The following is an 11,909-nucleotide window of genomic DNA, read 5'->3' as shown; positions in this document are numbered from 1 at the left end:
TTTTATTCTTTCGTTTAGTAATTCCTGTAAGTTAGCGTAAATTATGTTGTCAGCAATATCTACTATGCCCATAGATCTTTAATCTTATGCAGTGTGCAGGGGGAGAGGGTAAAATCTTTTTCATTATTATTGAATGTTTTTAGTTAATAATGTTTGCGGTGAACATCCTTTGTTACACCGCTTCTCGTAATATTAGTAATTGATTGTTGTCAGTTCTTTATAATTGTTGTTTTCTTCATTGTTATGCTCTGTGTTTCTTTCTTGAGCTATATTTGGGGGATGCTTGCTGTGATTCTTCTGACCTAAAAATATAGTTGGCAATGGTATCAGTTGATTATTGTTTTCTAATACACCTCTGCTTCCGTCAAAAAACATAATATCATGATTGCCGGCGTGGTAGGAGCATAGAGATAACACTGAGCCTATAGATTGAAATGAGCCTGAGCTGGATGTTTTATATTTATGAGTTGGTATTAACAGATATCCGTGCGGGCTTGTTCTTATAGCTATTCCAGAAAGAGTTTCTGAAATAATTAGTTTTGCATTGTTATCTGACATGTAATGTAAAATATTAAAACCAATTCCATTTATTTTTATATCTGTGTGTTCTGTTATATTTTTGTATGTTCTCTCAGAAAAAAATGTTATATTGTTGCCATTATTGATGGTTAATAATGCAGCAAAAATCGAAATAATAAAAGTTATTGCAAATGAATTTTTCATTTTATGAAGTTGCATGTTTGTTTATCACAGATAAGTGTTGACTCCATGTCATCAATAAAGATAGAGTCTCCTTCGTGTACGGCATCTATTAATTCACTCATTGTTTCTGATGTTGAAATTATCAGTGAACCATTATTTGTGTGCCAGTGCTTTATATTATTAGTGTATCTTGTATATATAACGAAGCTGAGCGCCCCCCAAAAAAACACACTTGTTCCTATTGTTATTGCAGTTAAGAAATTTCGAATTTGTAGTTTGTGATGTCCTGTTTTTACCGTGTTCTTTGTGTTCTTTGTTTTGTCCCCGGGAGAAGAATCGATAATTTTTATTTCAACTACTCCGGGAAGAAAAGAGTATCCTTCACCTTTATGAGTTTTTATTATTTCTTCATTTTTTATTTTCTTTAAAACATCTCTTATGTGTTTTATTGCTACAGGAAGCGATGTTGCAGATACTACCCTTCCTGGCCAGCAATGTTGTGTTAACTCATCCCTTGATATTGAGGTTCCTTGTCTTTCATAAAGATATTTGATTAAAAAACATTCGTTTTTTGAAAGAGGATTATATTCCCCATCTATGATCATTGTATTTCTTAGTACGTCAAGAATAACGTTATGCGAACTTACGGTTTTCATGCTGCTCAGGCCTTTCTCCTTTTTCGATGGCGAAAATATAGAGATTAAGAATTTTTATGTCCAGATAGTTTTTTTTATGCATGTATTATTATTAGTTATTTATTACCTTTACTGTAAAGTTGTTTATTATTATTTGGCTATTAGTAGCTGATGTTGTTTGCTGAAGCCATGATTTTTTGTTGCCAGGGAGGAGTATGGTTTTACGCATTTGAGCGCTTATACTTTATGGCGGATGTGTGCTGGGCTACAGGAACACCAGTCCCTCTGTTGCATTAGCAGTATAGTAATCCTTCCGATGTGCTTGTTGTATGGGTGTTAATAATGATTAATAATTGACTGTTTGGTTTGCTGCTGGCTTGTGGTTGCTATAATGGCTCCTGTTGTCTCGTCGTCAGGAGTTTGCTCAAAATGTGTGGTGATAGTGGTGAGTTGTTTAATGTATTACATCTTGCTCGCTTGATATTATTGCTTGTTATTTATGTTTTTAGCCTCGATTTTTTAAAAAACGTAATTGTTGTTCGTGGATGGCTGGCTGATAACAAATACTTAATGCAACGTAGATACTTCTTTAAGTGTCTCAAAAGCTTTATGCGCGCAAATTTAAAGTTCTGTGTTGTTTTGGTGCTTATAATTTTAGTTGAGACATGTTTAATATTGATTCCTCCTCTTGTTGATTTTATTAATGTAGATGATTGTATGTGCTGTCCATGACATTTTGCGATAAACCATACACATGACATGAAGAAGACCGAATTATCAAGACTAAATAGCAACTCAAGACTAAATAGCAACTTGCCAGGTGAGAAAGACTTGTACGTCTGCCGGAATGGTCAGGAGGCCTGACCATTGTTAGAGCCTGGGGTTATCCGATATTCCCGTTTTACTTCATGAACTTTATGGTTTTGTTAAAAATATAACAAAAATTATTCAATAAAGCCCAATTTAAATAGAGCCTTGCCAGCCAGAGGTTCCAGGCTTGGAGTTTCTGGGTAAGAGGCCAGTAGTGGGAAAAAAACGGCACCGCCAATAATGCTTCGGCTACTGGAATCCGCCGGACGCAAACCCCATATATTCTGATATGTCATTGGTACATGCTGCCCATTGATTACAGCATTGCCTATATACAGCATGATGTGTCCTTGGATGTATACAAGAGTGGTGAAAGGTCTGCCATGATCCATGAGGTAACGCAGTCTTGTATTGATGTTGGCTTGACTGAGATTGACAAGCTGGGAAGCCGTCTGTATTTGTGCTGCAGAATTTCTGGGAAGCAATATCCCAAATGCAATCATAAGATTTTGTATTTCGGCAGAGCAGTCATTGTAATAGTTATAATTTCCCCAGCCATAGGGTCTACCGATCACTGCTTTCATCAGTATAGCTATATTATTGGGAGTCATTTTCCATGGCATAGCAACAAACTCATCTTCCTTGAGTTCGACGTAGCGAATTTGTGCGCGCCCATCATAGTTGCGTACAGGCACTGCAACCACAAAAACTCCGTTGCGTTTATTCCTGAATGGCAGGATAGTTCCTGGGAGGGCCGTAAAATAGTAGAGGTCTTTTTCATGAACGGAGTATGATTTTATAAACGCTCCTAGATTTTTATTAGCCAGAGTCAGCCACTCGGTAACAAACTGTGGATCTACCATTGCTATATCTTCACTATATATCCAACCCTTGACAGTGGGAGATAAAACATATTTCCAGCGACCGTCGTTGCTTGTCGATAAGACAAATACAGGGGTGCCGGGACGGATTGATGATTCCTGTAAATTATCAAAAGGATAGCCTTGCCCAGCCTGACCTGGATTATCATAAGCCGGGTCGAGAGTCGGAAGAAGTCTGACCAGGGTTTCTCTAATGGTAATTCCCCGTCTCGAAGGGGCATAAGTCCGGTCAATGTTGGCCGTCGCGTTATCCCTTATCTGCTGTTTCCAGGTGTTCGTGTGGACTCTAAAATTTGCCCCCCAGAAAACACTTTTCTCTCCTAGATACTTTTTTATATTAGCATCACGATCTGCTTCAACCCCCTGGCTAAGGATGGATGCTATATAAAACATGTTCCAGGGAGATTTTTCGCCTGCTTTCATTCCAAAATAGTGTGATTTCAGGTCAGAAAAATGGCGTAACTGTGCTGTTTTATCTATGACGGAAATATGCCTCTCTGGGCCGGAAGGGAACCAGTTATCGACAGATTGAGGATAATTTTCTATTGGAAATAGTGATTTTGTTTGGTCTATATAGTTGGTTAATTTAGGGGGGGGCGGAATATTGTGGCATGATACTGATAACAGCAAAGGAACTATTAAGCAAAGAGGCTTTATTCTTTTTGATATCTTGATTTTTTGCATATTGCGGACTCCTATAACAAATTAAACAACTTAATACAGCTCGCTTGTAGCCATCTTTTCAATCGTTTTTCCATGCAACAACTGACGAGAAAAATATCCATTACCAGGTAATGATCCTTCTCCTCCGGCACAACTATGGGCTGAGTAAAATCATCTTTCCTCAGTTGTTGTTTCTGAAATTTTCTCTCTCGGAGCCATGACATCATGTGTGTAATTGTTGGCCATAATCTTATCTGCTTTCATCCACAGCACATCGCTTTCTGTGCAAATGGCCTGAAAGACAAATATTGACACCAGTTTTAATAAGTTTTTTAATGAAGTGTGATATGGCAGGATATTCCGATAGCCAAATCCATTTCCCTGAACACAGGAGGGGGAACGGAACCATCCTATCTGGTATCAGCACAGACAGGCAGCCATTTTGTTATAGTAATGTACAGTTGCTGCTCTTTCTGGCACCACATCCAGCAGGGCCATCTCGTAGCTGCTCGTACAAAGCCAGAGAGCTAATTGTCATGCATAATATATGAAAGTATTACTTTTTGTTATTATTTTGTATTATTAATAATTATTATTCTCTATCCTTAAAGGCTGGATAGCTTTCAGTATGAGTGAAAATATTTGCTACAATGAAAGAAGATTTAATAGTTTATTTATTATTATCTGATTGACAACACATTTGAGGATTTTTAGTCATAAGGGGCTGTGTAAAGATATTCATTATGTGTGAATTGTATATATTCAAAATATCTGTGATTACAATTAATTCACAATGTTTGATATAGGTGGTTTTTTGACTCGTCAGACATAAAATAAAATCTTTCCTTTTATAATACCCTGCGTGACTGAATCTCTGCCTGTATATAAATATTAGTATCATTTATGATGTTCTCAGGTAACCATGGCTCGCGGATAATAACTGATTCCTGAAAACGACGGGAAATAATATCCGGGATGATGTGCGGAAGATAATATTATGTGTGTAAGCACTGATGTCCGATAAAGTGCTTTTATTTGCCAGAGGTACATGACATGCTTGCCAGCCAGGATGGCTGTCCTGCGGGAGTGACTGATGTCAACGTCAGGATTTTTGACCAGACTGTGCATAGCCTCTTTCCACTGGTGGCGCAGGAAAGTTAACCTGCTGCCACCATGGGATGACGTGTAAACCGTGCAGGCATGTTTTTACGGGGTGACGCTTTCATTAACCTGTACACGAACCTCTATTCCTGCATCGTGACAGGCCTGTAGCCACTGCGCCACTTCCAGCGGATCGCCCTCCCGGCGTACCACCCTGCCTTCTTTATTCCATAACTGCAGACAGGTGCTGCCGTCGAGACGCACCACAAAATCCCCACGGCAGGCCTGATACGTCATGCCGTCCAGCTCCACCGGCAGGTCTTTGGCAGACGTGCCGTCTGCGGGCAGATCTGCTGCCGGGACCAGCGGCAGTACGACGACTTCCGCCGCGCGCTGTTCTGCCCGGAGGCGCTCCTGTTCAGCCTGCAGCAGAGGCTGTGCCACGGCCCGGCCGGCGTCCGTCAGCTCGACAGCCAGCTGCAGATTCGGGGCGCGCAGGGTGCGCAGCCAGTCTGATGCTTCCATGCGTCGGCAGGAGGCGCGCAGGTTTGGCCCGTAGACAGGGGCCTCCCCGCTTCGCTCCAGCACCCGTTCTATGTCCCGCGTCAGCACGGGGCCCGGCCGTTTTTCATCAAGGGCAGCCAGCACAATCAGCACTCTCCGTTGCAGTGGCGACGGTCGGCGGCTCTGAGTCATTTCCAGTCATCCTCCGGCCAGATGAGCTTTCTGAGGCGCTGATGGTCGGCGTCAATGATCTCCTGTCTCTTTATGGCATTCATTGAGGTATAGCCATTTATGGCCAGTTCATGCCAGAAGATCAGCACGGCTCCGGCTTTGGCTGACTCGCAGAGATAAGTTACGCCCTGGCTGTCCAGATTGCATTCCCGGATGCGTTTTTCCGCAAACCGGGTCAGTTGTTCATAGCTGAGTGAAAACACCCTTTCTTCATCCATCCTGCACGCTTCATCTGATAATGTTCTGACAGGTAAAAATCATATCCTGTATGAGTTGTGTGTTATTGATTTCTGATAATATCGGATATTGTCTTATATTTAATGATAAATACCATATCAGATATGATTTTATGTATGTTGCTTAATTATCATATTGCTTGCCCGTTCCCCGCCGCGCAGATCCGGTTTCCGGCTGTCACGGATCTTCTTCTCCCCCCACACAACGCCACCTCCTGTAAGTACAACATGTAGTGCTGCATTCAGCTGCTAGTGACACTATATGTTGTGTCTTCTCCCTGACCTGTGATGCGCCGCGCAGGGGTGGAAAACAGCGATATGATGATTTCCTCAGCGTGGTACACTTCCGGAAAGTTGTGATATTCCGGAAAGTCGGATCTGACAGAAGCGGCTCTCCGGTAATTACGCTTTGTTTTTATAAGTCAGATTTTAATTTTTATTGGTTAACATAACGAAAGGTAAAATACATAAGGCTTACTAAAAGCCAGATAACAGTATGTGTATTTACGCGCTGATTTTTGCGGAATAAGAATATATACTGACATGCATACCCGAAGTATGTCAAAAAGAGGTGTGCTATGAAGCAGCGTATTACAGTGACAGTTGACAGCGACAGCTATCAGCTGCTCAAGGCGTATGACGTGAATATCTCCGGTTTGGTCAGTACGACTATGCAGAACGAAGCCCGGCGACTGCGCGCAGAACGCTGGCAGGCTGAAAATCAGGAAGGGATGGCTGAGGTCGCCCGGTTTATTGAAATGAACGGCTCTTTTGCCGACGAGAACAGGGACTGGTGAAATGCAGTTTAAGGTTTACACCTATAAAAGAGAGAGCCGTTATCGTCTGTTTGTGGATGTCCAGAGTGACATTATTGACACGCCCGGGCGGCGGATGGTGATCCCCCTGGCCAGTGCCCGCCTGCTGTCAGATAAAGTCTCCCGTGAACTTTATCCGGTGGTGCATGTCGGGGATGAAACCTGGCGCATGATGACCACCGACATGGCCAGTGTGCCGGTCTCCGTTATCGGGGAAGAAGTGGCTGATCTCAGTCACCGGGAAAATGACATTAAAAATGCCATTAACCTGATGTTCTGGGGAATATAAATGTCAGGCTCCATTATTCACAGCCAGTCTGCTGCCATGGTACCGGCAGTGTATTCTGCCGGACAGTCTGCACAACTTCCTGTTGCCATTGATTATCCGGCAGCTCTGGCACTTCGCCAGATGTCGATGGTTCATAATGAACTTCCGAAATATCTGCTGGCACCCGAGGTGAGTGCCCTGCTCCATTATGTCCCGGATCTGCGTCGCAAGATGTTGCTGGCCACTCTGTGGAACACCGGCGCGCGTATTAATGAAGCACTGGCGCTGACGCGGGGGGATTTTTCGCTCGCGCCTCCGTATCCGTTTGTGCAGCTTGCGACCCTGAAACAACGAACCGAAAAGTCCGCCAAGACGGCAGGAAGAATGCCAGCCGGTCAGCAGATTCACCGGCTGGTTCCTCTCTCCGACACCTGGTACGTCAGCCAGCTGCAGACGATGGTGGCAACACTGAAAATACCTATGGAACGGCGTAACCGTCGCACAGGAAGGACAGAGAAAGCACGGATCTGGGAAGTGACGGACAGAACGGTCAGAACCTGGATTGGGGAGGCGGTTGCCGCCGCTGCCGCTGATGGTGTGACGTTCTCTGTCCCGGTCACGCCACATACGTTCCGCCATTCCTATGCGATGCACATGCTGTATGCCGGTATACCACTGAAGGTCCTGCAGAGCCTGATGGGGCATAAGTCCATCAGCTCAACAGAGGTCTACACGAAGGTGTTTGCACTGGATGTGGCTGCACGGCACCGGGTGCAGTTTGCGATGCCGGAGTCTGATGCGGTTGCGATGCTGAAACAATTATCAATACCGTACAGCTGACACCAATACGCCTGGCAACTTCACTGGCTGATACCTGTCGTGTACAGAGTTCCATGACAGCCTGACGTTTCAGTTCTGGTTCAAAGGGCGCATCCGGATTGGTCTTACTGACCTGCCTCCAGTATCAGATACAATGGGAAGTACATGCCAGCCTGGTTCATCGATTCACCGCTGGCGCGTAGAAAGAAGGTGGCTGCAGGTCTGCTGATGCAATAGCTGTTCCGCTCCAGTTCCTGCTCAGTATAATCGGTGGCAGGGACAGAAAAACTGTCAGGCAGTAATAGGTAAATAACGGTCGTATGTAACTGCCGTTGCCAGAAGTGTCTGCCAGACGGTGATAAACTGTGCTTATGCAGCAGGCAGCCAACTGTCATCCTGCCAGATTTCCCCCCGCAGCGACAGTTTTCGCCTTCACATTTAGAATATATGCCAACCCCAAAAGATAAATTGTTATCATAAATTAATATTTTTGTGGTAAGGCGATTCGAAATACATTATTTTCATTTATATAGTGATATGTAACGCTTCCCCCATGTAATTCGGCAATCGCTTTGACTAAAGAAAGACCAAGTCCCTGACCTACGGAATGACGCGAGTTATCTCCCCGCCAAAACCTGCGGAAGATTTTTTCCGACTCATTAATTTTCTTTCCAGGACTGGCGATATCAATATTAAGATATCCGTTGGAATCAAGAAAACTGGTTATATGAATGAGCGATTTTTCTGGTGAATATCGAATAGCGTTAACAATAAGATTCGATAACATTCGTTGCAGTAAAATTTTATCCGCAAAAATTTGCTGATTGCACTTGACCTTAAAACGAATACCTTTCTCGTCTGAAAGATATTCAAGATAGTCTAACAAATTTCCAACTTCCTTATTGAGAGAAAGCAAATTCAGTTTCACCAAAACATTATTTTTATCTGCTCTGGCAAGAAAAAGTATATTCTCTGTTAACCGCGAAATATTTTCCAGCTCTTCAATGTTTCCAGTGATTGTTTTTTGATATTCAGCGATACTTCTTGTTTGACTGAGCGTGACCTGATTCTGACCAAGTAATGCATTAATTGGCGTTCTAAGTTCATGAGCGAGATCGTCAGCAAATTGACTAAGTCGTTCAAAATCTTTTACTAAAGCATGATGCATTTTATTCAGCGCCTGCCCAAGAGGTTTTAGTTCACTCGGTAGTGCGCTAACCTCAACAGGTTCACGGGTATCGTTATAATTCAATGCTTCAGTTACACCACTTAACTTTTTGATCTCTCGTAATCCCGTTTTGATTAACAGCGGGCTAAGTACCGAGCACAATATAATGGCGACAATGCAAATTATAATGCTATTGATTTTATACTGTTCAAGCATGTTATGTCTTGCTGAAGCCAATTTAGCTACAGTAACTGTTAATATTGGCGAAATTTCATTAATATAAATTCGCAAAGCATCTATCTCTGTATCATTAATAATACTTCTGTAAATGCCAGTTGTGCTGATTGTCTCAGTCGCAGGTATGCTATTTAATATGTCATCACTGACATTTGTCCGGTTAACAATTTTATTGATGCCATTACCATGAATGATCAAGATATCCTGACTAACATCCATCATCCGGTTAAAGTACACAGGTAAAATATCTGGATTTACCCCATCAATTAGCAACTGCTTGATCTGCGCTGTCCGGTTAATGAGTGTTGTATCATCACGCCATTTCAACTCACTTGCCAGGCCATTATAGAGAGTCCATACAATTCCAGCGCCAGCTACAGACAGCAGTAATATGAAAAGCAAGGTTAAACGGATAGTTATAGATAATCTTTTCATTATTTTTTTACCGCTACGAATGAATACCCCATCCCCCGGATTGTGGTGATTAGCTTTTCAGGAAAAGGATCATCAACTTTTGCGCGGAGCCTGCGAATGGCAACATCCACCGTATTGGTATCACTATCGAAATTGATTCCCCAAATGTCACTCGCAATAACCGTTCTGGGTATAATTTCGCCAGCTCTGGAGGCCAGTAGCCAAAGTAACTGAAACTCCTTGCGCGTCAGAGTAATACTGATATTGTTTCTGCTCACACTTTGGTTGACAGAGTCCATTCTTAACCCGCTGATTTCTAATGTTGAATTCAGGGCGTGATGTTGCCTTAATTGTGCCCGAACCCTTGCCAGCAACTCAGAAAATGAAAAGGGTTTTACCAGATAATCATTTGCCCCACTGTCGAGCCCTCTGACTCTGTCATCGACAGAATCCCTTGCTGTAAGGCAAATAACGGGAGTTTGCTTTGACGTTCGTAACGTTTGTAAGATCTTCCAGCCATCCATACCCGGAAGCATAATATCCAGAATGATCAATGCATAATCATCCTTCAGCGCAAAATAAAGCCCATCTCTGCCATCAGAAACAGCATCAATGACATAACCCGCTTCTGAAAGCCCCTGCGTTACCCATTCTTGGGTTCTTTGATTATCTTCAATAAGTAGAATCTTCATGAAAATAATATGCCATAAATCATATGTTATAGAAATAGCCGGTTCATTACAAAATTGTAATCCTGCTGTAAGGTTACCGAGACGTTTTTTCGCTATCCTCAAAACTCATTTATATGACAAGGATATAAACATGTTAAAGCGTTATTTATTACTCTCGGTGGCAACGGCTGCATTCTCATTACCTTCTTTAGTTTATGCCACACAACAAAACATTCTTAGCGTGCATATTTTGAACCAGCAAACAGGAAAACCTGCTGCCGATGTGACAGTCACTCTTGAAAAGAAAGCGGATAATGGCTGGTTACAACTTAATACCGCTAAAACAGATAAAGATGGACGAATTAAGGGGCTGTGGCCCGAACAAACTGCGACCACGGGCGATTATCGTGTTATATTTAAAACCGGGGACTATTTCAAGCAACAAAATCTTGAAAGTTTCTTTCCTGAGATCCCCGTTGAATTTCATATTAATAAACTGAATGAACATTATCATGTGCCTTTATTACTCAGTCAGCATGGATATTCAACCTATCGTGGAAGTTAATTCATAAATATATAGATGCCATATCTCTGATTCTGTCAGGAAAGGCTTTTCCTGACAGGGTAGATTTTGCTGATAAATAACAAAACATCGTGATGAATTATGAAATTAAAAGAATCTGATATTACCGCCGAGTCGGCTTTTTTTATGCAACGTCGACAAGTTCTGAAAGCATTAGGTATCAGCGCTGCAGCCCTCTCTTTACCAAACGCCACCCATGCGGATGTGCTTAACTGGTTTAAAGGGAATGATCGCCCATCCGCACCAGCCGGAAAGCCATTAGAATTCAGCAGGCCTGCCACCTGGCAAAATAACCTGCCACTGACGCCGGAAGATAAAGTTTCCGGCTATAACAACTTCTATGAGTTCGGACTGGACAAAGCCGATCCAGCGGCAAATGCCGGCAGTCTGAAAACTGATCCGTGGACGTTGAAAATCAGCGGTGAAGTCGCTAAACCGTTAACCCTCGATCATGATGCACTGATCCGTCGTTTCCCGCTGGAAGAGCGGATTTATCGTATGCGTTGTGTAGAAGCGTGGTCGATGGTGGTGCCGTGGATTGGTTTTCCGCTGCACAAATTGCTGGCACTGGCAGAACCGACCAGTAACGCGAAATACGTCGCCTTCGAAACCATTTATGCGCCGGAACAGATGCCAGGCCAGCAGGACCGGTTTATTGGCGGCGGCCTGAAATATCCTTATACAGAAGGATTACGTCTCGACGAAGCGATACATCCGCTCACGCTGATGACCGTTGGTGTTTATGGCAAGGCGCTACCGCCGCAAAATGGCGCACCGGTACGGCTGATTGTGCCGTGGAAATATGGCTTTAAAGGGATTAAATCGATTGTCAGTATTAAGCTGACCCGGGAGCGTCCGCCAACCACCTGGAATCTGGCTGCGCCCGATGAATACGGCTTTTATGCCAACGTCAATCCACATGTTGATCATCCCCGTTGGTCGCAGGCTACCGAACGGTTTATCGGTTCAGGTGGCATTCTTGATGTACAACGTCAGCCAACGCTGTGGTTTAACGGATACGCCGATCAAGTGGCGTCGCTTTATCGTGGACTGGATTTACGGGAGAATTTCTAAGTGCGACTGACAGCAAAACAAGTGACATGGCTGAAAGTTTGCCTGCATCTTGCCGGATTTTTGCCGTTTGTCTGGCTGATGTGGGCAATTAACCACG

12 protein-coding genes and 2 pseudogenes are annotated in these 11,909 nt (G+C 43.3%); 5 read left to right on the top strand and 9 right to left on the bottom strand.

Translation table 11 applies throughout. The annotated features are described in order from the left end of the window. Positions 1-192: 192 nt before the first annotated feature. The 5 genes from A1SC_RS12115 to A1SC_RS12135 form a co-directional block, all read right to left on the bottom strand. On the bottom strand, positions 193-723 hold the full coding sequence (locus A1SC_RS12115) for a PsaF/MyfF family fimbrial adhesin regulatory protein (protein ID WP_016262318.1): 531 nt from the start codon (positions 721-723) through the stop codon (positions 193-195). Continuing rightward, the gene (locus A1SC_RS22760; protein WP_016262317.1) at positions 720-1,358 is read right to left on the bottom strand and encodes a winged helix-turn-helix domain-containing protein; all 639 of its coding nucleotides are present in this window, start codon (positions 1,356-1,358) and stop codon (positions 720-722) included. The genes A1SC_RS12115 and A1SC_RS22760 overlap by 4 nt, the downstream gene beginning before the upstream one ends. A gap of 923 nt (positions 1,359-2,281) precedes the next feature. Continuing rightward, entirely contained in the window at positions 2,282-3,712 is a 1,431-nt protein-coding gene (locus A1SC_RS12125; protein WP_016262315.1) for a C40 family peptidase, read from the bottom strand. A 1,185-nt stretch (positions 3,713-4,897) separates the two neighbouring features. After that, a complete protein-coding gene (locus tag A1SC_RS12130) occupies positions 4,898-5,488 on the bottom strand; it encodes a hypothetical protein (RefSeq protein ID WP_016262313.1) in 591 nt (196 codons plus the stop codon). Further along, positions 5,485-5,745 (bottom strand): hypothetical protein, encoded by a 261-nt coding sequence (locus A1SC_RS12135; RefSeq protein ID WP_001523449.1) that lies wholly within the window; start codon positions 5,743-5,745, stop codon positions 5,485-5,487. The genes A1SC_RS12130 and A1SC_RS12135 overlap by 4 nt, the downstream gene beginning before the upstream one ends. 596 nt (positions 5,746-6,341) lie before the next feature. Between A1SC_RS12135 and ccdA the strand changes: the two genes are divergently transcribed. The 3 genes from ccdA to A1SC_RS12150 are packed head-to-tail and all read left to right on the top strand — an operon-like array spanning position 6,342 to position 7,686. Then, on the top strand, positions 6,342-6,560 hold the full coding sequence (ccdA, locus tag A1SC_RS12140; protein ID WP_000813639.1) for a type II toxin-antitoxin system antitoxin CcdA: 219 nt from the start codon (positions 6,342-6,344) through the stop codon (positions 6,558-6,560). A gap of 1 nt (position 6,561) precedes the next feature. Then, positions 6,562-6,867 carry a type II toxin-antitoxin system toxin CcdB gene (gene ccdB, locus A1SC_RS12145; protein ID WP_016262311.1) on the top strand — a complete coding sequence of 102 codons (306 nt, stop codon included), beginning with the start codon at positions 6,562-6,564 and terminating at the stop codon, positions 6,865-6,867. Continuing rightward, positions 6,868-7,686: a site-specific integrase gene (locus A1SC_RS12150; RefSeq protein ID WP_016262310.1), complete on the top strand. Its 819-nt coding sequence runs from the start codon at positions 6,868-6,870 to the stop codon at positions 7,684-7,686. It abuts the gene before it with no gap. Here A1SC_RS12150 and A1SC_RS23510 read toward each other — a convergent pair. The 4 genes and pseudogenes from A1SC_RS23510 to hprR all read right to left on the bottom strand — a co-directional run. Next, a pseudogene (locus A1SC_RS23510) lies at positions 7,670-7,795 on the bottom strand (transposase); the annotation flags it as partial. The gene A1SC_RS12150 and the pseudogene A1SC_RS23510 overlap by 17 nt on opposite strands. Before the next feature lie 34 nt (positions 7,796-7,829). Then, positions 7,830-8,038 (bottom strand): annotated as a pseudogene (locus A1SC_RS25830) (peptidase); the annotation flags it as partial. Positions 8,039-8,146: 108 nt separating this feature from the next. After that, positions 8,147-9,505, bottom strand: coding sequence for a heavy metal sensor histidine kinase (locus A1SC_RS12155; protein ID WP_016262309.1), 1,359 nt, complete (start codon positions 9,503-9,505; stop codon positions 8,147-8,149). Further along, the gene (gene hprR, locus A1SC_RS12160) at positions 9,505-10,176 is read right to left on the bottom strand and encodes a response regulator transcription factor HprR (RefSeq protein ID WP_016262308.1); all 672 of its coding nucleotides are present in this window, start codon (positions 10,174-10,176) and stop codon (positions 9,505-9,507) included. Before hprR ends, A1SC_RS12155 begins: the two co-directional genes overlap by 1 nt. Positions 10,177-10,306: 130 nt before the next feature. Between hprR and hiuH the strand changes: the two genes are divergently transcribed. Further along, positions 10,307-10,720, top strand: a complete 414-nt coding sequence (hiuH, locus tag A1SC_RS12165) for a hydroxyisourate hydrolase (protein WP_016262307.1) — start codon at positions 10,307-10,309, stop codon at positions 10,718-10,720. Between the two features lie 99 nt (positions 10,721-10,819). Next, entirely contained in the window at positions 10,820-11,812 is a 993-nt protein-coding gene (gene msrP, locus A1SC_RS12170) for a protein-methionine-sulfoxide reductase catalytic subunit MsrP (RefSeq protein WP_016262306.1), read from the top strand. Positions 11,813-11,909: the final 97 nt, after the last annotated feature.

It is taken from the genome of Escherichia sp. KTE52 (genome assembly GCF_000408325.1).
GTDB classification, from domain to species: Bacteria; Pseudomonadota; Gammaproteobacteria; order Enterobacterales; family Enterobacteriaceae; genus Escherichia; species Escherichia marmotae.
Note: the sequence above shows the minus strand (reverse complement) of the source record. Positions and strands in the feature narration are given on the sequence as shown.